Consider the following 24,007-nt stretch of genomic DNA (forward strand, 5'->3'; position numbering starts at 1 on the left):
TAAAGGTAAGGAGAAAATACATTTTACTTTATTCTTTTAAAATGATTTTTGTGGTCTGTAAGATATTCTTTAGGAAAGTAAATCCAACCTTCCATATACTCACAATCAATGTTAACTAAAGTCTTTTTAATAATCTTATTGTCTTTAATTAGATGTAACTCATATCCAAAACCACAAGGCATTACTTCAGATTTATATTTAAAAACCCATTGCTTTTTCATTTTGTTTAAAACTTCAGGATCATTGATGTAAAATTTTTTATAATCATCTATAATTTTACCTTCAACTTGATAAACTTCCAATTTGTATTTTCCAGAATTCAAATCGTAATTTTCAAAAAAGGAAATAGGTTGCAAAAGTTTTTCCTTACAATTAGAAAGTATTATAAGTGAGAATATAGCGATTACGATTCTTGTGATTAGTTTCATTTAAATAAAAATAAGTAAAAACTTTTTTAAATATAAAAATTACTCTTTAATATGAACAATTATTCAGACAAATGAGATTTAAAAGTTCTTTGAAACCAAATTAAATCTATATTTTTGTAAGACTTAACACTTATTAAAAAAATATTAAAATACTATGGCGTCTGGTTTTTTTGCGATTTTAGATGATATCGCTGCTTTGATGGATGATGTTGCTGTAACAAGTAAAATTGCAACCCAAAAAACAGCAGGTATCTTGGGCGATGATTTAGCGGTAAACGCAGAAAAAGCCACAGGTTTCCTTTCTTCAAGGGAAATTCCTGTATTGATGAAAATTATGAAAGGCTCGTTTATCAATAAACTGATTATTGTTCCTTTTGTTTTCCTTTTGGAGTGGCTGTATTCGCCTGCAATTAAAATTATCCTAATTATTGGAGGATTTTATCTGGCGTATGAAGGTGTCGAAAAAATTGTTGAATTTTTATTTCACAGAGATAAAAAAGGACACGAAGTAATCGAAGAAGCCCAGGAAGTTGAAGAAGACGGTGAGGCGGTAGAAAAAGCTAAAGTGAAATCTGCAGTTACCACTGATTTTATTTTGTCTCTTGAGATTGTTATTATCGCATTGGCTGCAGCAAAAGATGGTTATCATGCACTTAAATCGCAATTTGACCCGTTTCTTGTAGAAATTGTTACGGTTTCTATCGTTTCGATTATTGCAACTGTTGGTGTTTATGGAATTGTAGCATTGATTGTAAGAATGGATGACGCAGGTTTCAAATTAATTAAAAAAAGCAATGATAAGGGCTTCTTTGGTAAATTAGGACATTTGCTTGTAAAAGCACTTCCTTGGGTTATTAAAGCTTTAGGAATCATCGGAACCATCGCATTGATCTTGGTTGCGGGTGGAATTTTTGATCATAACATCGAATATCTTCATCATTCACTACCAACTTGGAACGAAATGGTAAAACAAGTTTTGTTTGGTTTAGCAGGTGGGTTAATTGCCTTGTTTTTAATTACTGGCGGAAAGAAAATCTATTCGTTAGCTGCAAAGAAATAATTGATAATTCTTAATAGAAAATCCTGCTTCAGTGTTCTGGAGCAGGATTTTTATTTTTAATAAATGATCTTAAAATTTAATTTCCTCAAGCCATTTTTCGATTTCTGCAAAACTTTGTGCTGCATCTTCTACCCAAGGGAAATGACCAGCTTTTTCTATGAAAACCAATTTAGAATTGGGCAATGTTTTGTGTAGCTGTTCTGCAAATTCAGGTAAGTTATTGGTGTCTGCTTTTCCGTTGAGAATCAAAGTTTTTGTTTTGATCTGCAAGAATTTTTTCTGCTGGTTATAATAATATTCTATCATTTTTTCAGCTTGAGGCATTTGTCCATTCACTGGTTTTCTTCTTCCTGCTTTTGAAATTTCTTTCATGATCGGAATTATTTTTTTCGAAGATTCTTCATCATAACACCACCATTTCAAAGGAGCTTCAGATAAATCTCTTCCGTCGGGAGCTTTTTCGGTTTTGTTGGTGTACATATAATCCCAGTCTTTTAAGATTTGTGAAAACCATTCGGACTCTTTTATTCTTTTGTTTTCGGATTCCTTTTTTCTGCTGTAAATATCTTCCGGAGATGCAATTAAAGAAGTTCCTGTTAAGATCATTCCTTCAACATGATTCGGGTGTTCCAAACTGTAAAGCATTGCAATTCCGCTTTGGTCAGAATGGGCAAAAAACCAGATTTTATCAATGTTAAGTTTTTTTCTTAATTCTTCAATTTCTACAACGCTTTTCTCAAGATTGTAATCTTCTATTTTTTTTGGTACAGCTGATTTTCCGGTTCCGCGCGAATCATAATAGACCATTGTGAATTGTTCTTCTAATGGCTGTAATGTTAATTCATACCCAATTTTTCCTGAATTAGGATGTCCCACAAACATTACCGGACCATTTCCTTTGATGGTATAATTGATACTGATGCCGTCAATTGTTTCTGTAAAATTTCCATTTTTAAGCTGTTGAGCGTGTGTGAAAATTATAAAAAGTGTATAGAAAGCGAGTAATGTTTTATATTTAAAATTCATATTATTAAAAATAAAATCCTTTCAAATATATCTAAATAAAATAAATTAATTTTTATTGTGTATTTGAGAATGAACAGAAGAATAATTTACCTTTATAATCAATTTTAAATATTTATTTTTGCAAAAAATTGAATCTTCAAATGAAATTTGATTTTAACTAAATTATGGGTAGAAATTTATCAATTGATGTTTTAAAAATCATACTGGCATTCTTTGTCGTGTTTCTGCATATGAATTTTTTGAAAGAAACGTATCCGATTGTTAGTTATGTACTGGTGAATGGACTTTTTAGACTTGCAGTTCCCGTTTTCTTAGTTATTACCGGGTTTTATTTCTTTCATATAGATAGCAAAAAAAAGCTGAAAAAATGGCTTTTCAGAACGTTTTTATTGTATGCAATTTGGATGTTGATTTATATTTCTTACTGGAAAGATAATGGTGAGATTTTACTGACAATAGTTTTCGGATATCATCATTTATGGTATTTGATAGGAACCTTTTTTTCGGGATTGATTCTTTATCTTCTGAGAAACCAAAATTCAAGATTATTGATTGGTTTAACGATTATTTTATTCTCGCTTGGATACGTTGTTCAGGTTTTGGGAAATCTTCATTATTTAAATGCTGAATCTGACTCTCTTTTGAATGATTATCTGCTTTACCGAAACTTTCTTTTTGTATGTTTCCCGTTTTTAACGATTGGCTTTTTAATTAACAAGCACAAAATTGATATTTCAACATATAAATACTCGTCTTTGCTGGTTGTTTTATCAATCTTATGTGTTATCGCCGAGGCATTTTTTAATTATAAATACATTAGTAGCGAAAGCACAGATATATTATTTTCTTTGATTTTTGCGAGCCCGCTGCTGTTTTTGTATTGTCAAAAAATATATATAAAAACTACTTCTAAAATTTTAGCCAGTTTTTCTACAGCAATATACGTTGTGCACCCTTTAATTATGAAATCTGATTTTTATAAAGAAATTGAAACTTTTAAAATTTTGATCTTTTTAGCGATTTTAATTCCTGTAAGCTTTGCTTTGGTTTACCTTAATAAAAAATTGAAATATCTGCTTTAAGATTAACTCTGAATATTTTAAAATAAAAAAAGACAACGAAATAATATCGTTGTCCTTCTATAAATTAATTCATTTCATAATTAATAATAACCAGTCTCAAAATAAAATGCACCAAATCTTGTTCTGCATCTCTTCTGCTGATGAGTTTGTTTTTATAATCATAAGATTTGAAAACTTTTAATAATCTTTGATATATTTCAAACTCTTCACCTTTTATTCTAATTTTTATATGCCCGTCTCTTCTTTTGATAATCTGGTCATCTAGAGTTCTTACTCTAAATAAAACATCACATAATATTGGTTTTACGCCACTGTATCTTTCCACAATATTTACTTTGAAAGTATCAAATGTAATGGCATGGAATATTAGTTTAGGTTGTGAATCTGGTGTGCGTAGTTCAAGCTTGTAGTTCATGAGGAGATTTTTACAATATTCCCTTTTAGGAATATATCAAATTAAATATTGATGTAAATTTAAAAATAAAAGAGACTTTAAAAAGCCTCTTTTTAATTTTTTTTTAGTTGAATAAATCTTTTACTTTATCAAAGAATGTTTTTTCTTTTCCAGAAGGTTCTGCAACCATTTCGCCGCTGCTCATTTGTTTCTCGAAAAAGTCTTTTTGCTCTTTTGTAAGTCTTTGTGGAGTCCATACATTGATGTGGATAAACATATCACCTTTACCGTAGCTATCGATACTTGGCAAACCTTTTCCGGCTAATCTTAAGATTTTTCCGGATTGTGTACCTGCATCAACAGTGATCTTTACTTTTCCACCCACAGTAGGGATTTCTTTTTTAGTCCCCAAAGCAGCTTCAGCAAAAGAAATGTATAATTCCTGATGAAGATTATCACCTTCTCTTTTGATTGTAGTATCTACTTCTTCTTCTACAATTACCAAAAGGTCTCCCGGAATCCCGCCAAATGGCGCATCATTTCCTTTTCCTCGTACATTCAGCTGGATGCCGTCCCTGGCTCCTGCAGGAATGTTGATGGTAATCTCTTCTTCATCTTTTATTAAGCCTTGTGCATTGGCTCCTGCAGGAATTTTATCGGCAACTTTACCTATTCCCTGGCAGGTTCCACAAGTGGTTTGTGTTTGCATTTGTCCAAACATGGTATTCATCACCTTCATTTGAACTCCGGATCCGTTACATGTAGGACAAGTCTTTGAAGTGGCACCTTCTGCCATCTTCATTTTTTTTACTTTAAGAGTCTTTTGGGTTCCGTTGACCATCTCTTCAAGATTCAGCTTGATTCTGATTCTTAAATTAGAACCTTTCACCTGCTGACGACCACCGCCGCCACCGCCAAATCCTCCGAAACCGCCACCACCAAAGATATCACCAAACTGGCTGAAAATATCTTCCATGTTCATACCGCCTCCGAAGCCTCCGCCTCCAAAACCACCGGCACCACCTACACCGGCGTGTCCGTATTGGTCGTAGCGTGCTTTTTTGTTGTCGTCGCTTAAGACTTCGTAAGCTTCTGCAGCTTCTTTAAATTTTTCTTCAGCTCCCTTATCACCCGGATTTTTATCTGGGTGAAATTTGATAGCCATTTTTCGGTATGCTTTCTTTATTTCGTCGGCACTTGCAGATTTGCTTACCTCAAGAACCTCGTAATAATCTCTTTTTGACATGATATATTATAATTGATGATTGATAAATGATAGTTGATATTTAAAATTCTAAGTGGAATTTTAATCAATTACCACTCATCATTTATCATTAATGAATTTTAGTTTCCTGTTACAACTTTTGCAAAACGAATTACTTTATCACCTAAAGTATATCCTGTTTCGATAACATCTACAATTTTACCTTTCAAATCTTCAGAAGGCGCAGGAATCTGTGTAATTGCTTCATGAAAATCAACATTAAAGTCGTCTCCCGCTCTTACTTCCATTATTTTTAACCCTTTTTCGGTCAGTTTATTTTTAAACTTATTGTAAATAAGCTCAACACCTTGGAGGTCGGCTTCGTTACCGTTTTTAGCAATTTCTTTTAATGCTCTTTCAAAATCATCTAAAACACCTAGCATAGAAACCATCATCTCCTGATTGGCGTAGGTGAAAAATTCCATTTTTTCTTTAGATGTTCTTTTTTTATAGTTTTCAAACTCAGCGTACAGTCTGATGTAACGGTCTTTTTCTACTGCCAAAAGTTCTTCTGCAGTAGGTATTTCTGTCACATTTTCTTCAGCTGTTTCTTGAGTCTGAGTGATATTTTCTTCCTGATTATTGATGTTTTCTTCGTTGATATCCTGATTTTCCATATTTCAATAACTTTTTACAGAGTTGTTTCACAAACATTCTGCCAAAGAAAAAAGAATGACATTTAGGCAGTTTTTGTCTGTTTTATTTATTTAATTATTGAATATTTGTCAAAATAGAGTGTGTTTTTCCTTCGGAAGTATTGTAAATAGTATGAAGTTTCAAAAAAATATTTTTAATTTATCGACTGTAATCTATTTTTGCCAACACTATTTATTAGCCCTGATTGTAGAGAAAATCCTTTTTTGAAAAAAAAGATTGTAATGAAAAGCAGGAATAGCTCCTAAAAAAATCAGTGTTTTAGAATCGTAAAATTCACAATTTATTCCTGTATTTATTCTCCGAAAAAGGTTTGATACAAAAGATACAGATTTAGAATAATAATTACGATAGAAATAATCCAGACGCTAATTTTCAAGAATGGTTTGTTAACAAATTCGCCCATTTTTGCTTTGTCGTTGGTGAAAATAACCAAAGGGACTACGGCGAAACTCAACTGCATCGATAAGATAACCTGACTTAAAACCAAGAGATCTGTCGTTCCCTGTTCGCCATAGATAATAGTTACAATTAATGCGGGAATTACGGCTATTAACCGGGTAATTAATCTTCTTAACCAAGGTTTTAGTCTTATGTTTAAGAATCCTTCCATTACAATTTGTCCGGCAAGTGTTCCTGTCAATGTTGAGTTTTGTCCTGAAGCTAAAAGTGCAATTGCGAAAGCGATACTTGCCATGGAAGCTCCCAAAATAGGAGTTAACATTTGATAAGCGTCATGAATATCAGCAACATGCTCATTTCCTGTTGTATGAAAAGTGGCGGCGGCTAAAATTAAAATTGCAGCATTAATGAAAAAAGCTAATAATAGAGAAACTGTACTGTCTAAAGTGGCAAATTTTATGGCTTCTTTTTTACCTTCTCGGTCTCTTGTGTAATCACGTGTCTGTACAATACTACTGTGGAGGTATAAATTGTGTGGCATTACGGTCGCACCGAGAATTCCTATTCCGATATAAAGCATTGCTGGATTTGTGATAATCTCTTTTTGTGGGATTAACCCACCTAAAATGGCATTGATTTCAGGTTTTGAAATGATAATTTCGTACCCAAAACAAACTAAAATAATAAACATTAACCCGGCAACGATACTTTCTATCCAGCGGAAACCTTTTGCCTGAAGCATTAAAATAATTAATACGTCAATCGTTGTAATCACGATTCCCCAAGTTAATGGAATACCAAAAAGTAAATTTAAAGCAATTGCTGAACCGATAACTTCTGCCAAATCGCAGGCGGCGATGGCAATTTCACAAAATACCCAAAGAATAAAATTAGTGGTTGGTTTGAAATGATCCCTACATGCCTGAGCTAAGTCTCGCTCAGCCACGACCCCTAGTTTTACCGATAAATGCTGTAAAACCATTGCGAAAATATTAGAAATAAGAATTACAGAAAGTAGAGTATAGCCAAATTGTGATCCACCGGCTATATCGGTTGCCCAATTTCCGGGATCCATATATCCGACTGCAATCATTAATCCGGGACCTGCAAAAGCAAGATATTTCCGCCAAAAACCTGATTTTTTAGGAATAGAAATAGAAGAGAATACCTCTGGTAATGAATGGGATGTTTTATCTTTTCGCCAAGCGTTTTTCATATCGAATTTAGTCATTGTTAGAAATGACTAACAAATTTAATTAAATAAATGAAATGAAAGTAAAGTTCTCATGAAAAAATCCCGAAAAATATTTTCCGGGATTAATTTTATATTTTAAAAAGAGACTATTTTGCAAATCTTACTGACATTTTTCTGTCAACTGCTCTTTCTTCATTAGAAGCAGATGCATCCACTTTTGCGAATTCGCTTCCGTATCCGTCAGCAGCAATAACTTGTGCTCCTACACCTTGTTTTCCTAACCAGTCTTTAATGAAATGAGCTCTGTCTGAAGATAATTTTTTGTTTTTAGCTTCATCTCCGGTTTTATCGGTATAGCCACCAATTTTTATTTTTGCATCGGGATATGCTTTTAAAATCGCTACTAAGTTTTGTAACTGTCCTTCAGAACCGGCTTCTAAAGCATTAGAGCTATTAATTTTGAAATTTACATGGTCAAAATCATACCATTGGTTTTTTAACGCATCATCGTTTGCTGCATTTTTGTAGCCATCAGATTTTAGAAAAGTAATCATTTGATCTTCCAATCCTCCTTTGTAACCTTTTAATGCGGTTCCATTTAAATCGATATCTTCATCAACTTTGGTCGTGGTCATTGTGGTTGTATCGCCACTTTGTGTCGACATCGTATCATTTACAGTATTTAAGCTGTCACCGGAAACGGTTGTTGTAGTCGTAGTTTCTTTTTTCTCACACTGTTTCCATAAGAAATATCCTGCTGCGATTAAAAGTAATAATGGAAGAAGCCATTTCCAGATAGATCCCCCTTCGGCAGGAGTAGGATTATTTGGGAAAGTACCGCCATCAGCAACGCTTCTGGTAACTTCTACTTTTGGTTCGTCATGCGGAGGATTTGGGATAGCATCGTTATCAAACTTATAGCCTTTAGCCCAATCTCCGATATTTAATGATGCTAAGGAAAGTCCGGCTGGTAAAAGCGTAGAAACAATTCCTTTCTGATCATTTAATAAAGAAGAAATTCCAGATTTGTCAAGATTATTTTCTGCGGCATATTTTCCTACAGAACCTACTGTTGCTCCGGTTACTAAATTTAATAAAGAAGATGAAGAATTGTTGCTGATTCCTGCGTAAGTAGCAATGGTATTGATAATTCCGCTGAGCTTATCACCAAAAACTGATGATAGCAGTCCTGAAATCATAGAATTGTTAGATGCTGTATCTAATAAATTCCCCAAAACACCTTGCGAAGAAGCATTGGAAACAGAATCCAATACCGCAGGATTGTCAGAATTGTTGGCTAATCCACCTACAATCACCGGAAGTAAACCAGAAACGGCTTTAGAAATTCCGGCTTCACTTTCTCCAAGTTGCGATGCAGCCTGAGAAACAAGTGCAGAACCTAGCTGCCCCTTGATGAGATCAATGATGTTTAATGACATATTAATTTATTTTGAAGTTAATGTGAGTTAAATTTAAACAAAAATCTATCCAAATTGTAATTTTCAAAAAAAATCTGCAAAAATTCTTAAGATTTTTGCAGATTTAATAATCATTATGTTAAGGTTTAGTAAGCTTTCGCAAATAAAACTCTTCTTTTTGATGGTTTCCCAGTAATCAAAGAAACGCCTTCTTCAATGTCATCATCTAAAGGAATACATCTGATGGTTGCCTTGGTTTCTTGTTTGATTTGCTCTTCTTCTTCAGCGGTTCCATCCCAATGAGCATAGATAAATCCTGGTTTTTCTTCTAGCACTTTTTTAAACTCATCATAAGAATCTACTTTCGTATAATTATCTTTTCTGAAGTTTAAGGCTTTTGTGTACATATCCTGTTGAATAGTTTTCAATAAATCTTCGATATAAGAATCTAAACCTTCCAACGGACGGGTTTCTTTCGTAAGATTATCTCTTCTTGCTATTTCTACAGATTTATTTTCTAAATCTCTTGATCCCATGGCAATTCTCAAAGGAACACCTTTTAATTCATATTCTGCAAATTTCCAGCCCGGTTTGTTTTGAGTATCATTATCAAATTTCACTGAAATCCCTTTCAGTTTTAATTTATTTTGAATATCCAATGCTACTTCACTGATTTGGTTTAATTGCTCTTCTCCTTTGAAAATAGGAACTATCACCACCTGAATTGGTGCCAAAGTTGGAGGAAGTACCAAACCAAAATCATCAGAATGCGTCATAATTAAAGCACCCATTAGACGTGTAGAAGTTCCCCAAGAAGTTGCCCAAGCGTGTTCTATTTTACCTTCTTTGTTGGTGAATTTTACGTCAAATGCTTTTGCGAAATTCTGTCCAAGGAAGTGAGATGTTCCTGCCTGAAGTGCTTTTCCGTCCTGCATTAATGCTTCAATACAATAAGTTTCATCCGCACCTGCAAATCGCTCTGAAGGTGTTTTCAAACCTTGTACAACAGGCATTGCCATAAAGTTTTCTGCAAAATCTGCATATACGTTATTCATTTTTTCTGCTTCTTCTACCGCTTCGTCTTTGGTAGCATGAGCAGTGTGACCTTCCTGCCATAAAAACTCTGAAGTTCTTAAGAATAAACGGGTTCTCATTTCCCAACGTACAACATTTGCCCACTGATTGATAAGAATTGGTAAATCTCTGTATGACTGAATCCAGCCTTTATAAGTATTCCAGATGATTGCTTCAGAAGTTGGTCTTACGATAAGCTCTTCTTCTAGTTTAGCTTCCGGGTCAACAATTAGTTTTCCTGGATTATCTGGATCATTTTTTAGTCTGTAATGAGTTACAACTGCACATTCTTTAGCAAAACCTTCAGCGTTTTTTTCTTCAGCTTCAAACAAGCTTTTGGGTACGAAAAGCGGGAAGTAAGCATTAACGTGACCAGTTTCTTTAAACTTTCTGTCCATCTCATCACGCATTTTTTCCCAAATTGCATATCCGTATGGTTTTATAACCATAGAGCCTCTCACGCCTGAGTTTTCAGCCAAATCAGCTTTCACAACCAATTCATTATACCATTTGCTGTAGTCTTCGCTTCTTGAAGTTAATTTTGCCATTAATTTTTTTTTAATATTTTAACTTTTCTAAAATTATGTAATCTAAAAATAAAAATCTATTTTTGATAGATTTTTGTTACCAATAAGTTGGTATATTTTTGGTACAGAATGCAAATATAATTTAAATTAAAAATTTTTACATTATCATGAAAAGAAATATACATAAAAATTTACTTGCAATGCTAAAATCAAAAGGAGTTTTGGCTGTTGCAAGTGGATTATTGTTAATGTCTTGTGGTGCACAGATGGGTGGATATAGCGAGACCGATGGGGTGTATTATGACCCAAATAAAGATACATTGCCAGAGGGTGTCATCATCAATGGTAATGAAGGAAATAGAGTAGGAGAATATTATGATTATTATCAAGATGATACTAATCTGATTCAAAATGCTGAAATGAACGCCGCTCAACAAAATAATCGTTACAGCAACTGGAATGATTCTAATTGGAACAGTAATGCTACTGATTCTGACTGGGGTAATTTTGCAGGTAGCGAAACCAACTACTACGACAACTCGTGGGGAATGATGGGTTGGGGCTCACCTTGGGGCTGGGGCGGAGGCTTCGGTTCTTATTGGGGTTCTGGCTGGGGCATGGGTATGTCTTTTGGCTGGGGTAATTCTTGGGGCTGGGGAGGCTACAATCCTTATTGGGGCTGGAATAATTACTGGGGATACAATCCTTACTGGGGTGGCTACTACGGAAATCCTTACTGGGGATGGGGTGGTCATTATCACAGAGTACCTTACGCACGAAGTGGAGCAAATGGAAGATTTGGAAATTATGGAACAGGAGCTTATAGAACGAATAATTCTATTTTAAAAGGCTCTTATAATAACGGTTCTGGCTTCAGAAACAATACCTCAGGAATGAGACCTGGTTCTTCTTACAGACCTTCGAATAATGGAGGGTATAGAAATAATAACAATAATAACGGAGTTTATCGTAATCAGGGAGGTTACCGTAATCCTAATAGCGGGATGAGACCTAATATGAATAACGGTGTAAGACCTACAAGACCAAATTACAACTATAATCAACAACAGTCTCAACCAAGATACAGAAATGAAAGTACGAGACCGAGTGATAATGGCGGTTTCAGATCAGGCGGTTTTAATTCTGGAAGTAGCAGTGGCGGTTTCAGAGGTGGTTCTTCCGGAGGTGGAGGTGGTATGAGATCCGGCGGAGGCGGCGGTTTCAGATCAGGTGGTAGATAAAGTTAAACTTAATAACTATTAAAAAAATAATGTTAAAAAAATCTCTAGTATTAATGGGTGTGACTGCAGCATTCTATTTGCAGGCTCAGGATATATCAACGATAAGAAATTCAATTGATGTTTATTCAAACACACCAATGGTTGGGTCATCAAAGTTTAATGCAATGGTGGGATCTAACGGAGCTTTAGGAGGTGATGCTACAGCATTGCTTACTAACCCGGCTGGTTTAGGTGTTGCAATTGCAGGTGATGTTTCCGCAACTTTGTCAATTACTGATAATAAAAATACAAGTACTTTAGCTGGATCTTCAGTTAATTATAATATTACTAAAGGAAATATCGGGAATGCGAGCGGTGTTGCTGCTTTTCAGTTGATGACAGAGTCTCCATGGAAATTTATTAATTTGGGAGCAAGTATTTCTACACAATCGATTGAAAACTATGTGGAAACTGGAGGAAATACCAATGTGTCAATTCCTAAAAATCTTGTTGATGGTTCAGGAAATCCTGTAGTAGGTAATCTTGCTTATTTGGGACATGCTTACAATAGGTATGGTACACAAACCAAATTTAATTTGGGAGTAGGTGCCAATTACAACAACTCTTTATATCTTGGGGCAAGTCTTAATATGCATTATGCAGATTTGGAGCAGTATGACAGTGCCAATTTTGGGTTAGACTTAGACAATACTATCTATTCGTTTGATAAACAATATACTCCGTTTTCTGAAAAATCAAATGGTTTTTCAGCAACAGTAGGGGTTATTGGTAAGATCACCAATCAATTAAGATTGGGAGCTTCAATAGAAACTCCTACTTGGTGGAACATGGATAGAATCTATACAGACTATTATACAGGAACTGATGGATTAATCTATCTTGATCACTTTACTGAAGACAGGTCGTTCAGATCGCCTATGAAAGCTACTTTTAGTGGTGCATTTGTTCCTACAAAGAATTTTGCAATTAATGTAGATTATACTTTAGGAGTAACGAAGCCTAAATATAAAGTTCAAGGGGAGGCAGAAAGGGAACTAAACTCATTCTTTAATGATTCATACAAAAACTCATCAGAAATAAAAGTTGGAGCGGAATACAGAATTAAAGCTTTCAGATTGAGAGGTGGTTATTCTTACGCTTCAAGTCCGTTTGATGCAATGACGATCAATTCGTTTTCAAACAGTGGAGTAGCGGGAGATAATAATTACAGCGACTTGATTTTAGGAGCAAGAAATACGATTGGTGCAGGTTTAGGATATGACTTCGGTAAATTCTATGTTGATGCAGCGTATCAGAATATAAGCTCAGAATACAAAAATCCTTTCTTAAGCGGAAATGAAGTCGTTAGAAATGGAACTGTAGTAAGTACAGGATATTATTCAAGTGATTTTGACGTTTTAACGCCTACTTCTGCCGTTTCAGACGTTAAGAATATCAGAAATAATTTCTTTCTAACTGTAGGTTGGAAATTCTAAAATACTATTTCTAAAATATAAAAAAGGCTTCGGGAAAAATTTCTCGAAGCCTTTTTATTTATCTTAAAATTAAATTTAATGATGATGTCCTACATGAGAATGATCATGAAATAAATGCATCATTAAAGCCAATGAAACTCCCAAAATAACCAAACCTATTTTAGCCCAGTCAATGTTGTGATTTTTATTGCTTTCAAAAATAATAACAGAAGAAATATGCAGGAAAATTCCACCTACAATGGCTAAGAAGTAAGGTTGCCAATCTGGGTTAAAATAATTTCCTAAAAGCATTCCAAACGGCGATGCCAAAGCAAATAAAGCCACAATTAATAGCGATGGGTAAGATGCTTTAGAACCCGTTCTGTTAAATAAAAATGCTCCTAAAATAAACGAAATAGGCAAGTTGTGAAACAAAATCCCCAATAAATAAGGTGAAAACGGATTTGTTTCATTCGCTAAAGGAATTCCTTCAATAAATGCATGAATGAATAACCCGACCATTAATGCCATCGGAAGAATATTACTTTCCCCATGATGGTGAAAATGCCCATGTTCGAAACCTTTTGTTAAAGCTTCAAGGATCATTTGCAATAAAACGCCGGCAATGACGAAAATTCCAAGATTACCAATGTCTGAAGCATAAACCTGTGGAAAAACTTCATTTAAACAAATGGTAATTAAAAATCCGGCACTTAAAATCAATAAATTTTTGGAGAATTTTTCTTTTTGTCCAAAATATTTACCGAGTAAAACCCCGGCAACGACACTTAATATAAGGAGAATAAAAATCATATTAATTAAAAAGGGGTGATAAGCAATATAAAACAATAATTAGATTCACAATTGTAATGATGAGATGCATCTTAAAATTAGTTCTATTTTTAAATAAAAATTTTTTGAGAAAAATTAAAAATATTCCAAGAATTAATAATAAACTGGAGATAACAAATGGCAATGGAGGAGTATGGCTATGAAAATATCCGAATTTAATTCCACTAAATATTGAGATTAATGTTAATATTGTAAATAATATATTGGTCACCATTCCAAGTGCAATTTTTTGATTTATTTTTTCTTAAATAAATTGATGCAACGTGGCGAAATATTTTTATCAAAATCATTCAATTGATAATTTCCCCAAATTTTTACTCTTTCAAAACCGCTTTCTTCAGCATAGTTTTTAATAGTTTCTAAAGTGTGAAGTTTTACTTTCTCAAAGAAATGATGAGACTTTCCGTCTGCCTTAAATCTTATATTTTTAATAATATGTCTGTCTTCTATTTTTTTAGAAATTTTAAAATCAATTTCTCCTCTAGTAATTGTTGTTTCCGGAACTAAAGTGTTTCGTACAAACTCTTCGTTCAGATAATCCAAAACAAAATAACCGTCTTTTTTCAAAGCATTGCAAACCGATTTAAAAACATTTTTATCATCTTCTTCATTATCAAAATATCCGAAGCTTGTAAAAAGATTAAAAACTGCATCTACAGGATCGTGATCAATAGGGTTTCGCATATCGTGAACATCAAAAATCAACGTTTGGTTTTCAAACTGTTTATTATGCTCAATACTTTGTCTCGAAAGATCCAAACCTAGAACATCATAACCCAATTTATTAAGAAAAACCGAGTGTCTTCCCTTTCCACAAGCGAGATCAATAATTTTTGCAGATGGAGGAAGCTCTAACTCAGAGGTGAGTTTTGCAATGAAATTTTCAGCTTCGGTATAATCTCTGTTGCTGTATAATAAGTGATAATAAGGGGTATCAAACCACGATTCAAACCATTCCATAATGCAAAAATAAGGATTTAGTTGTTGGTTTTTGGTTTATAATTGATAGAAATCATTAATAACTTGAAAACCATCAACCAACAACAATCATCTATCAACCAAAAATCACTATTTTTGCAAAATGGATACAGAAAATCTAAAAATTCAGATAAAAACATTCTTCGGATTAGAACCTATTCTTGCTGAGGAAGTTAAAAAACTAGGTGGAAAAAATGTAGAGCTTAAAAATCGTGCAGTTAACTGTGAAGGTGATTTGGGCTTTTTATATAAAATTAATTATTCTGCAAGAACGGCATTAAAAGTTTTGGTTCCGATTGATGAATTTAAGGCTTATAACGAAAGCAAATATTACGATAAACTTTTCAAATTTGAATGGGATCAGTTTATGGATGTTGATCAGACTTTTGCCATCGATTCTACGGTAAACTCAGAAAGATTCAGTCATTCTCAGTTTATGACCTTTAAAATGAAGGATGCCATTGTAGATTATTTTCAAAATAAATACGGGAAAAGACCAAGTATCGAAACGAGATCTCCGGACATCAAATTTCATTTGCATATCGACAGAGAATTGGTGACCATTTCATTAGACTCGTCAGGTGATGCGCTGTTTAAAAGAGGATATAGAAGAGAGCAGGGTGAAGCACCAATTAACGAAGTTTTAGCTAGCGGAATGCTACAGTTAGCAGGTTGGGACGGAAAAGGAAACTTCCTTGACCCAATGTGCGGTTCAGGAACTCTTTTAATTGAAGCGGCAATGATTGCGTTAGACCTTCCGGCTCAGACCTTCAGAAAAAGGTTTGGTTTCCAAAACTGGAAAAATTATGATGCTGATTTATTTTCAAAAATAAAAGAAGTAAGAATCAATCGTGTGAGAGAATTCACCGGTAAAATCGTAGGGTACGATATTGATGGCAGAATGTTGAATGCTGCTGAAGCCAACATAGAATCTGCAGAAATGGAAGACATCATCGAAGTAAGAAGAGAGAATTTCTTTGATACCAAGAAAGATTTATTCCCTTTGTTGATGGTTTTCAACCCGCCTTACGATGAGAGAATTTCTATTAATGATGACGATTTTTACAAGAAAATAGGAGATACTTTCAAAACAAGTTATCCAAATACTTTAGCTTGGCTGATTTCTTCAGACTTAGAAGCGGTAAAGAAAATTGGACTTCGACCTTCAAGAAAAATAAAACTTTTCAACGGAAAACTGGAAACAAGATTTTTACAGTATGAAATGTATGAAGGAACGAAAAAAATTCATAAATTAGAAAATAAAGAAGACTAAAATATGCCTTTTAATATTTTTGATGGTTTGGATGCGCTTGTAGATTTGTTGACTTTGGATTTTTCTAAAAATTCATCTTCAAAATCTGCAGTCACTAAAAAGTCTTCAAAAAAATCAAAATACACAACAGAATTATGGGGTGGAAGCTTTCTTTTGATCGCTTCCATTCTTTATTTTATTGTTTTCAAAGATTCTTTACCGAAAGAAAATTATGTACAAACTGTATTGATTTGTACTCTCATCGGTTTTCTTATTTCATTCGTCTTGTTTTTCTCGCTTTATCAGCTCGGGCTTTTTTATTTTAAAAGTCTTTTTAAATTTATTTTTTTTAACGGTTCGGTGATTTTGCTGGTCATTTCTTTTGTACTGTTTATGTATTATAAATCAGGAGTTTTCTTGTAGAAAATAATTTTTCTTTCTTTCTTTCTTTCTTTCTTTCTTGTTGAATAATATGTGCTTTAAAAAGAATAATCTGTCAATAACGAAATACAATTTGGCTACTTCGGAAGGTTTTCTGCCCAAATATTTTAAATAAAACAGTTAAATTTCTTCTTTTTTCTGCCAGGGAAATTTACCTTCTACTTCAACTTGAATAGAGATGCTCAGAAAAGTACGAATGAGCACAATTAATCCTAAAGCTAAAAGTCGATCTATCGTAGGTTCAGTCACCACTGTTGCGATAATATCTCCTGCAACAAGGATCTCAAGACCTAATAAAATTGCTTTTCCCAATTCCTGTTTTAGTATTTTGTAAGATCTGGGATTGGCGCTCTGGATAGAAAATATATACTTTACCAAAGCAATTACTGCTCCGGCGAAAATGGTAAGTACCCCGATAACTTCAATAATTCTGGCGACATAATCTATATAAATTTTAACTTCTTCCATTTTGATGTAAACTTTTAAGAGAGAATTAAGTTAGCAATTTTATTAATAAAAATTAAGTATCAATTAACAAAGCTGTTTAAACTAATTTGAAATTTAACCACAAAAGGAACAAAAGATAATTATAAAGCTATTATTAGATAATCAAAGTTCTCAAAAGACTAAAAAATCAAAGATTTTTAAAGATTTTTGTGTGCTTTTTTCTTTGTACTTATCAACTTTAGATAAAAGTATTTAAATCTTTTGCCTCTTTTGTGATTAAATAAAAAGTTTAAACAAGTTTAACTTATAAAAATTTAGAAATACTAAAATAAATCTGGGGGATGAAATTTTCTAAATCATATTAATTTATAATGCTGTATAAAATATTTGATTAAATGATTGATAACTAGAGTGATTGAGAGATTGGTCAAAAGAGTTTACATCCACAAAATAACCAGCAAACTTCCCACAGAAATAAGCGCCCACAGCAACACACCCTGAATCAAAGGTTTTATTCCAACAGCTTTCAGTGCCGTGATGCTCATATTTGAACCAATCAAAAATAAAGTAAGCGTTAAACCTTTTTTGGCAAGAAAAACGATGTTCCCTGAAATAGCTTCCACAGCTGGGATGTAAGAGCTTGCTACAATTGCCAGTACAAACAGAAAAATGAAATAGGGGATTTTTATTTTACCCGTTCCATTCTTTTTATTGATAAATGCAAAAAGCAAACTTATAGGAATAATCCAAAGCGCACGTTCTAGTTTTACCGTAGTCGCAATTTTCAAAGCTTCATTCCCAAATTTTGAAGATGCTCCTACAACCGAGCTCGTGTCATGGATTGCAACGGCACACCAAAGACCAAACTGATGCTGATCCATACTTAAAAGGTGCCCCAAAAAAGGAAATAAAAACAAAGCAATAGAATTGAGCGCAAAGATAGTTGCCAAAGAAACAGACGTTTCGTTTTCGTCAGCTTTTATAACCGGTGCAATAGCAGCAATCGCACTTCCGCCACAAATTGCAGTCCCTGCGGAAATTAGGGTAGAAGTATTTTTCCGTATTTTCAAAAATTTCCCGATAAGAATTCCTGCGGTTAATGTGAGAAATATGGATGCAACTGTAAATATGAATCCTTCTTTCCCGGCTTTTAGTGCTTCGTGAATATTCATTCCGAATCCTAAACCAACCACAGAAAATTGTAACAAAAAACTCGTGATTTTCCCTTGATATTCTTTGAATGGATGTTGAATTAATAAAGACACCAAAAACCCTAATACCAATGCTAAAGGAGCATCCATAAAAGGAAGAACGCAAATAAATGCAGCGAAAAGAAAAATAAATTTTCTGAGCGAAGGTGAAATATTTTTTATCATAACGATGAATTTCTTTTTACAAAATTCAGAAAACTAAATCACATTCAGTTATGATAAAATATTATATATTATTACTTTATGTTATTGCTTAAAAACTTCAAAAACAAGTTGGGAATATTTTTTAAAGAACCATGAAGTTCTACAGAATAGAAAGAACGCAACATTTCCAGATTATCAATATCTAAAATTTTCAGTTTTCCGGCGATAATTTCGTCAGTGATAGAATAAACGGATACAAAACCAATGCAATCTGATACTTTCAAATACGATTTTATGCTTTCGGTACTTCCAAGATAAGCTTCTGTGTGTATGTCTTTTTTGCTGACTCCACTTTGTTTTAAATAGATATTCAAAATATCGAGACTTCCGGAACCTTGTTCGCGGAAAACCCATGGAAACTGTAAAATGTCTTCAATAGTACAGCTGTTTTTTTCTGCTAAATGGTGATTGGTGCTCACGGTACAAACCAATTCGTCTTTTCCAATCTCTGCATATTTCAGTTGTGGTTTTCCGGAAACTCCTTCAATAAATCCGACATCAATTTTTTTTTGAATCAGTAAATTTTCAATTTCTTCCGTATTATTGTTGAATAAAGTGATCTCAATTCCTTTGTGTTGTGAAGCAAATTGTGCTAAGATTTTCGGAAGAATATATTGTGCAATAGTCGTACTTGCACCAATTTTAAGCGTTCCTTCGTATTTATTATTAACCTGATTCATGACGAATTTTCCTTCTTCGTAAAGATTCAGGATTTCTTCTGCAAAAGCCGAATATTTTTCACCTTCCAACGTTAATTTCACGCCTTGTTTCGTTCGTTCAAATAGCTGAACCCCCAACTCATCTTCCAGAGTCTTGATATGTTTACTTACCGCGGGTTGAGTGATGAACAGGGCTTCTGAAGCTTTAGAGAAATTCAGATGTTTTTTTACTTCCAGCAAAACTTTTAGTCGAAAATCGGACATGAAATTTTTTTATAAAAGTAACTAATTTTTGTTTTTGACTAACAATTCAATTCTACATTTGCACACTGCTGTACAAATGGTTATTTTTGAGAACGATTTTCTAAACAATATTACGACCTACAATTTGAAACCTACTATCTCCATCGTTGTTGCTATTTTTAACCGAAAAGACGAACTTTTTGAGCTTCTTAATTCACTCAATTCTCAGACTGATAAAGACTTTGAGGTAATTATTGTTGATGATGGTTCTTTGATTGATTTGAAACCTACGATTCATCAATTTGAAGAAATTTTAAACATAAAATATTTCAGAAAAGACAATTCAGGACCTGGTTTATCAAGAAATTACGGTGCTAAAAGAGCGGCAAATGATTGGTTGGTTTTTGTAGACAGTGATGTGATTGTAGAGAAAGATTATATTGAAAATATTAAAAACGATATTCTTACCATTCCTTGTGATGCTTTTGGGGGAGCCGATAAAGCGCATAAAGGTTTTAATCTGATGCAGAAAGCGATTTCCTATTCTATGACTTCTGTTTTTACAACTGGGGGAATTAGAGGAAGTAAAAAAGCCGTTTCAAAATTTCAACCCAGAAGTTTTAATATGGGAGTTAAAAAAGACGTTTTCGAAAAAGTAGGTGGGTTTTCGGAGATGAGAATAGGTGAAGACCCAGATTTGTCGATGACACTTTGGGAAAATGGCTTTACAACCGCTTTTTTTGATGACATTGCGGTGTATCACAAAAGAAGGGTAGACTTCGGGAAATTTTCAAAACAAGTCTATCAATTCGGTTGCGCAAGACCGATTCTTAATCAAAGACATCCTAATTATGTGAAAATTTCTTTTGCTTTTCCGACGTTGTTTTTTCTTGGTTACGTTTTCGGATTTATTGAATATTTTATTTTAGAAAAAGGTTTTATTCTGTCTCTTTTCGGATTGTACACCTTCATGGTTTTGATTCATGCTACAATAGTTACTAAAAATATTGCAATTGGCGCAATGGCAGTGATTTCAACGTATATTCAAATGTTTTCTTATGGGTATGGTTTCTTAAAATCCTGGATTTTATTAAATGTTTTAAAAATGAAACCTGAGGATGCATTTCCTAAACATTTTCATAAGATTTAAATTTTTATCTTTTTTAACGCAAAGGTTTATATGGATGATCTATGATTTTAAGAGGCAAAGGCAAATAAATTTGCTTCGCTAAGCTTGAAAATATATTTTCATCAAATTGACTTGTTGATTCTTCTTTTCTTTTTAAAATAGATATTTAAAATTTTCCAAAAAAATAATAAAAGCTGCCAAAATTTTGACAGCTTTTATACAATAATTAGAATATGGATGAAATGGTTTCATGGTTTAGAACGCCTGTTTTGAGCATGCATTCTTTCATCTTTTCGTAGGTACGTTCAATATCGTGATCGAGACCGATTGAGAATCTTATTAATCCGTCAGAAATTCCCATTGCTTCACGTTCCTCTTCGGGAATTTCCGATGAAGTTGAGCTTCCGGAGCATGAGAATAATGTTTTGTAAAAGCCTAAACTTACCGCTAAATAGCCCAGATTTTCCTGCTGCATCATTTCCATCAGTTCGTTGGCTTTATCGGTTGTTCCGGCATCTAAAGTCAGCAATCCTCCAAATCCGAATTCTTCATGCATCATACTTTTCATTAAATCATGATTTTTGTGAGACTTCAAACCTGGGTAAGAGACTTTTAAACCATTTTTCTCAAATCTTTCAGCTAAAAATAAAGCATTGTGACTGTGCTGTTTCATTCTGATATGAAGCGTTCTTAAATTTTTAAGAATACTTGCTGAGCGGAAACTGTCCATTGTAGGACCCAAAAGCATACACGCTCCGTTGTTTACATTTTTAGTGTCATTAATGAATTCTTGGCTTCCACAATAAACTCCACCCACGGTATCGCTGCTTCCGTTGATGAATTTGGTTAAACTGTGAATTACAATATCTGCTCCCAAAAGAGTAGGAGAGATGGTAAGTGGAGAGAAAGTGTTGTCTACAATAAGTTTTAGGTTATGCCTTTTGCAGATTTCCGAAAGTTTCCTAAGGTCGGCAACTTCCAAAAGAGGATTGCTTACACTTTCGCAATATATAATCTTTGTGTTTTCGTTAATCGCATTTTCTATAGATTCAAAATTATTGATATCTACAAATGAAGTTTCAATTTGAAATGGCGGCAGAAAATTTTTCATAAAAGCATACGTTCCGCCGTAAATTGTTCTGCTTGAAATAATATGGTCACCCGATTTGCAAACCTGCATCAAAACAGAAGTGATCGCTCCCATTCCTGAAGCGGTAACATTGGCAGCTTCGGTATTTTCCATTTTTGCCAAAGCCTCAGAAAGGTAAAGGTTCATCGGTGAGGAATGTCTTGAATATAGATAACAACCTTCCGCATTTCCTTCGAAAGTGTCAAACATTGTTTTCGCTGAAAGAAAAGTGTATGTTGAACTATCCGAAATTGACGGATTTACGCCTCCGAATTCACCGAAATACTGAAGATCCTGTATCTCATTTGCTGCATTGAAATGGTTCATATTTTTTTGTTTTAAAAATGAATATTTCCGATGCATATAACAACTATAATTTAAATATTTAGAAAATAAAACTATTAAATATTATTTTAGTAGAATATAAGTTGGTTATATTTGCTTTATTCTAAATTTTAGTAAAATATTATCTATGACTTTTGATGAAACCGATAAAAAACTGTTGCAATATTTACAGGAAGACTGTAAACAAACTACCAAAGAGCTGTCTTACAAGCTAGGTCTTTCGGTAACCGCAGTTTATGAGCGCATCAGAAAGCTTGAAAACTCTGGTGTAATTTCCAAATATGTTGCATTGGTAGACAAAACAAAAATTGACAGGAAGTTTTTGATTTTATGCCATGTAAAATTAACGCAGCACAAAAAAGAATATGTGATGCAGTTTGAAAAAGAAGTGATGAATCTACAGGAGGTCACCGAATGCTTCCATGTAAGCGGCGATTACGATTATATTTTGAAAATAAGTTTGAAAGATATGGATGATTACAGAAACTTTATGTTGACCAAACTCACAACTTTGCAACATATTGCAAGTACGCATAGCTCTTTTACGATCTCTGAGGTGAAAAATACGACCAAAATTATTCTGTAAGCAAAGCTTTACGTTGATTTTATTTAGAGCAGCTTAGAACTTCGTTCGTAAACTTCGATAAAAGCCTTCGCTTTTTTCTCATTTATGCCCTCTGTTCCCGCTTTTTTACAATTTCCCTCGCATTTTCCTTTCCTAAAATTATAAAAAGAGCTCCACTCAGGTCGGGCTGCGTACAATTCGATGTTTTAAAATATGATTTAAATTAAACTAAAACCCCATTTTTAGAAGTAATCGCATCTGGTAAATCGTTGTCACCTCCCATTTGTAAAAGGTCTACCTCTATACTTCTGCAAATTGCAAGCATCGGAATATCAAACATTAATCCCTCAAAAGGGTTTTCAGAGTAATCACCCACCAATTCCATAATAATATAAATCCAGCCAATCGTAATACAGAAAGGAATAGATGCCCAAATTCCCCAGTCGCCGAGCTTGGCAAATTCGCTTACCAAACCTAAAGGCAATAACATGATAAAAATGATATTAAAGACAAAAGCGGTACTCGCAAACTGTCTAGGTAAAGGGAATTTTTTAATTCTTTCAGCCTGCCCCTGCAAAGTATAAAATTCATTAAGGCAGTCTTGTAATTGTATCTGGTTGAATTCTGAAATGGCTTCCATGTTTTTTAGCTCATTTACATCTTTCGATTGCTGAGCAATAAGATACGTTGCAAAATTTTTGTAATGACTCTGCAGCTCAGCTTCTTCTTCAGATAAATATTTATTGAGAAAAATCGGCGTTCTTCCATAATCAGGAAAACCAGCTTTTATCAATCGGTTTCGTTTGTGATCTATATTTTTAAAATGTTCTTCTTCTACTTTAATATGTTCCCATTCGGCAGGAACCAAAAGCTGTTCACGAAAAGCATACAGCCATGCAATGTGACGATGAACAATCTTTTTTTTGCGATCTTCTATATCAAATTTTCCTAAACTTTCATTGTTGGTATCAAAAGCATAAACCATAGATGCAAACGAACGGCTTGAATTTACAATTCCGCCCCATATTTTTCGAGCTTCCCACAATCTGTCATACGCCTGATTATTTTTAAAACCAACCAAAAATGCTTCTGCTGTACCAATCAGCGCAACCGGAACCCAAGGAATAATCATCCAATCCCAATGAAAAACGTGAAAAAGTACAGCAATCAAAGTACACCAAACAGAAATTAAAATTAAGTGAAATCCGGATAAGTTGAGAACCTGTTTGTAATTGACGTATTTTGTAGTGATCATTTTAAATATAAAATTTTGTATAACCAAGTTAACAAAAACCGTACAAAAAAACCTCTAAAAATTTTAGAGGTCTTATTA

At 33.7% G+C, this 24,007-nt stretch carries 23 protein-coding genes; 8 read left to right on the forward strand and 15 right to left on the reverse strand.

The features are described 5' to 3' along the window. Positions 1-23: 23 nt before the first annotated feature. Entirely contained in the window at positions 24-428 is a 405-nt protein-coding gene (locus tag B5X64_RS08790; RefSeq protein WP_079464868.1) for a hypothetical protein, read from the reverse strand. Between the two features lie 154 nt (positions 429-582). Here B5X64_RS08790 and B5X64_RS08795 point away from each other — a divergent pair, with 154 nt between their 5' ends. Continuing rightward, a complete protein-coding gene (locus tag B5X64_RS08795; RefSeq protein ID WP_079464869.1) occupies positions 583-1,488 on the forward strand; it encodes a DUF808 family protein in 906 nt (301 codons plus the stop codon). A gap of 69 nt (positions 1,489-1,557) precedes the next feature. On the opposite strand, the gene B5X64_RS08800 is transcribed toward B5X64_RS08795, so the two are convergent. After that, complete coding sequence (locus tag B5X64_RS08800) at positions 1,558-2,514, reverse strand: alpha/beta fold hydrolase (protein ID WP_079464870.1); 957 nt, start codon at positions 2,512-2,514, stop codon at positions 1,558-1,560. 164 nt (positions 2,515-2,678) lie between these two features. Here B5X64_RS08800 and B5X64_RS08805 point away from each other — a divergent pair, with 164 nt between their 5' ends. Next, a complete protein-coding gene (locus tag B5X64_RS08805) occupies positions 2,679-3,596 on the forward strand; it encodes an acyltransferase family protein (protein WP_079464871.1) in 918 nt (305 codons plus the stop codon). Between the two features lie 64 nt (positions 3,597-3,660). Here B5X64_RS08805 and B5X64_RS08810 read toward each other — a convergent pair whose 3' ends face one another. The 6 genes from B5X64_RS08810 to proS all read right to left on the reverse strand — a co-directional run bounded on the left by B5X64_RS08810 (position 3,661) and on the right by proS (position 10,545). Next, positions 3,661-4,011: a prevent-host-death protein gene (locus B5X64_RS08810; protein ID WP_079464872.1), complete on the reverse strand. Its 351-nt coding sequence runs from the start codon at positions 4,009-4,011 to the stop codon at positions 3,661-3,663. 103 nt (positions 4,012-4,114) lie between these two features. Continuing rightward, positions 4,115-5,236: a molecular chaperone DnaJ gene (gene dnaJ / locus B5X64_RS08815; protein WP_079464873.1), complete on the reverse strand. Its 1,122-nt coding sequence runs from the start codon at positions 5,234-5,236 to the stop codon at positions 4,115-4,117. Between the two features lie 98 nt (positions 5,237-5,334). After that, the gene (locus B5X64_RS08820; RefSeq protein ID WP_079464874.1) at positions 5,335-5,871 is read right to left on the reverse strand and encodes a nucleotide exchange factor GrpE; all 537 of its coding nucleotides are present in this window, start codon (positions 5,869-5,871) and stop codon (positions 5,335-5,337) included. Positions 5,872-6,203: 332 nt separating this feature from the next. Beyond that, positions 6,204-7,541 (reverse strand): Nramp family divalent metal transporter, encoded by a 1,338-nt coding sequence (locus B5X64_RS08825; RefSeq protein WP_079464875.1) that lies wholly within the window; start codon positions 7,539-7,541, stop codon positions 6,204-6,206. A 110-nt stretch (positions 7,542-7,651) separates the two neighbouring features. Next, a complete protein-coding gene (locus B5X64_RS08830) occupies positions 7,652-8,944 on the reverse strand; it encodes an OmpA family protein (RefSeq protein ID WP_079464876.1) in 1,293 nt (430 codons plus the stop codon). 125 nt (positions 8,945-9,069) lie between these two features. Further along, the gene (gene proS / locus B5X64_RS08835; protein WP_079464877.1) at positions 9,070-10,545 is read right to left on the reverse strand and encodes a proline--tRNA ligase; all 1,476 of its coding nucleotides are present in this window, start codon (positions 10,543-10,545) and stop codon (positions 9,070-9,072) included. A 146-nt stretch (positions 10,546-10,691) separates the two neighbouring features. Between proS and B5X64_RS08840 the strand changes: the two genes are divergently transcribed. Next, on the forward strand, positions 10,692-11,765 hold the full coding sequence (locus B5X64_RS08840) for a prolyl-tRNA synthetase (protein ID WP_079464878.1): 1,074 nt from the start codon (positions 10,692-10,694) through the stop codon (positions 11,763-11,765). A gap of 29 nt (positions 11,766-11,794) precedes the next feature. Further along, positions 11,795-13,240, forward strand: coding sequence for an OmpP1/FadL family transporter (locus B5X64_RS08845; protein WP_079464879.1), 1,446 nt, complete (start codon positions 11,795-11,797; stop codon positions 13,238-13,240). A 75-nt stretch (positions 13,241-13,315) separates the two neighbouring features. On the opposite strand, the gene B5X64_RS08850 is transcribed toward B5X64_RS08845, so the two are convergent. After that, positions 13,316-14,032: a ZIP family metal transporter gene (locus tag B5X64_RS08850; protein WP_079464880.1), complete on the reverse strand. Its 717-nt coding sequence runs from the start codon at positions 14,030-14,032 to the stop codon at positions 13,316-13,318. 273 nt (positions 14,033-14,305) lie between these two features. Then, positions 14,306-15,031 carry an SAM-dependent methyltransferase gene (locus B5X64_RS08855; protein ID WP_079464881.1) on the reverse strand — a complete coding sequence of 242 codons (726 nt, stop codon included), beginning with the start codon at positions 15,029-15,031 and terminating at the stop codon, positions 14,306-14,308. A gap of 121 nt (positions 15,032-15,152) precedes the next feature. On the opposite strand from B5X64_RS08855, the gene B5X64_RS08860 reads away from it, so the two are divergent. Both B5X64_RS08860 and B5X64_RS08865 read left to right on the forward strand, forming a co-directional pair. Then, entirely contained in the window at positions 15,153-16,322 is a 1,170-nt protein-coding gene (locus B5X64_RS08860) for a THUMP domain-containing class I SAM-dependent RNA methyltransferase (RefSeq protein WP_079464882.1), read from the forward strand. Between the two features lie 3 nt (positions 16,323-16,325). Next, entirely contained in the window at positions 16,326-16,724 is a 399-nt protein-coding gene (locus tag B5X64_RS08865; RefSeq protein WP_079464883.1) for a hypothetical protein, read from the forward strand. A 138-nt stretch (positions 16,725-16,862) separates the two neighbouring features. Here B5X64_RS08865 and B5X64_RS08870 read toward each other — a convergent pair whose 3' ends face one another. From B5X64_RS08870 to B5X64_RS08880, 3 genes are all read right to left on the reverse strand, one after another. Further along, complete coding sequence (locus B5X64_RS08870) at positions 16,863-17,210, reverse strand: DUF1622 domain-containing protein (RefSeq protein ID WP_079464884.1); 348 nt, start codon at positions 17,208-17,210, stop codon at positions 16,863-16,865. A gap of 416 nt (positions 17,211-17,626) precedes the next feature. Beyond that, positions 17,627-18,565: a YeiH family protein gene (locus tag B5X64_RS08875; RefSeq protein ID WP_079464885.1), complete on the reverse strand. Its 939-nt coding sequence runs from the start codon at positions 18,563-18,565 to the stop codon at positions 17,627-17,629. A gap of 71 nt (positions 18,566-18,636) precedes the next feature. Then, positions 18,637-19,527: a LysR substrate-binding domain-containing protein gene (locus B5X64_RS08880; protein ID WP_079464886.1), complete on the reverse strand. Its 891-nt coding sequence runs from the start codon at positions 19,525-19,527 to the stop codon at positions 18,637-18,639. Positions 19,528-19,603: 76 nt separating this feature from the next. On the opposite strand from B5X64_RS08880, the gene B5X64_RS08885 reads away from it, so the two are divergent. Next, on the forward strand, positions 19,604-20,656 hold the full coding sequence (locus B5X64_RS08885; RefSeq protein WP_079464887.1) for a glycosyltransferase family 2 protein: 1,053 nt from the start codon (positions 19,604-19,606) through the stop codon (positions 20,654-20,656). A gap of 205 nt (positions 20,657-20,861) precedes the next feature. On the opposite strand, the gene B5X64_RS08890 is transcribed toward B5X64_RS08885, so the two are convergent. Then, positions 20,862-22,091 carry an aminotransferase class I/II-fold pyridoxal phosphate-dependent enzyme gene (locus B5X64_RS08890; RefSeq protein WP_079464938.1) on the reverse strand — a complete coding sequence of 410 codons (1,230 nt, stop codon included), beginning with the start codon at positions 22,089-22,091 and terminating at the stop codon, positions 20,862-20,864. A gap of 145 nt (positions 22,092-22,236) precedes the next feature. Here B5X64_RS08890 and B5X64_RS08895 point away from each other — a divergent pair, with 145 nt between their 5' ends. Continuing rightward, entirely contained in the window at positions 22,237-22,695 is a 459-nt protein-coding gene (locus B5X64_RS08895) for an Lrp/AsnC family transcriptional regulator (RefSeq protein ID WP_079464888.1), read from the forward strand. Between the two features lie 202 nt (positions 22,696-22,897). On the opposite strand, the gene B5X64_RS08900 is transcribed toward B5X64_RS08895, so the two are convergent. Further along, positions 22,898-23,929 carry a bestrophin family protein gene (locus B5X64_RS08900; RefSeq protein WP_079464889.1) on the reverse strand — a complete coding sequence of 344 codons (1,032 nt, stop codon included), beginning with the start codon at positions 23,927-23,929 and terminating at the stop codon, positions 22,898-22,900. Positions 23,930-24,007: the final 78 nt, after the last annotated feature.

The organism is Chryseobacterium balustinum (assembly GCF_900168205.1).
GTDB classification, from domain to species: Bacteria; Bacteroidota; Bacteroidia; order Flavobacteriales; family Weeksellaceae; genus Chryseobacterium; species Chryseobacterium balustinum.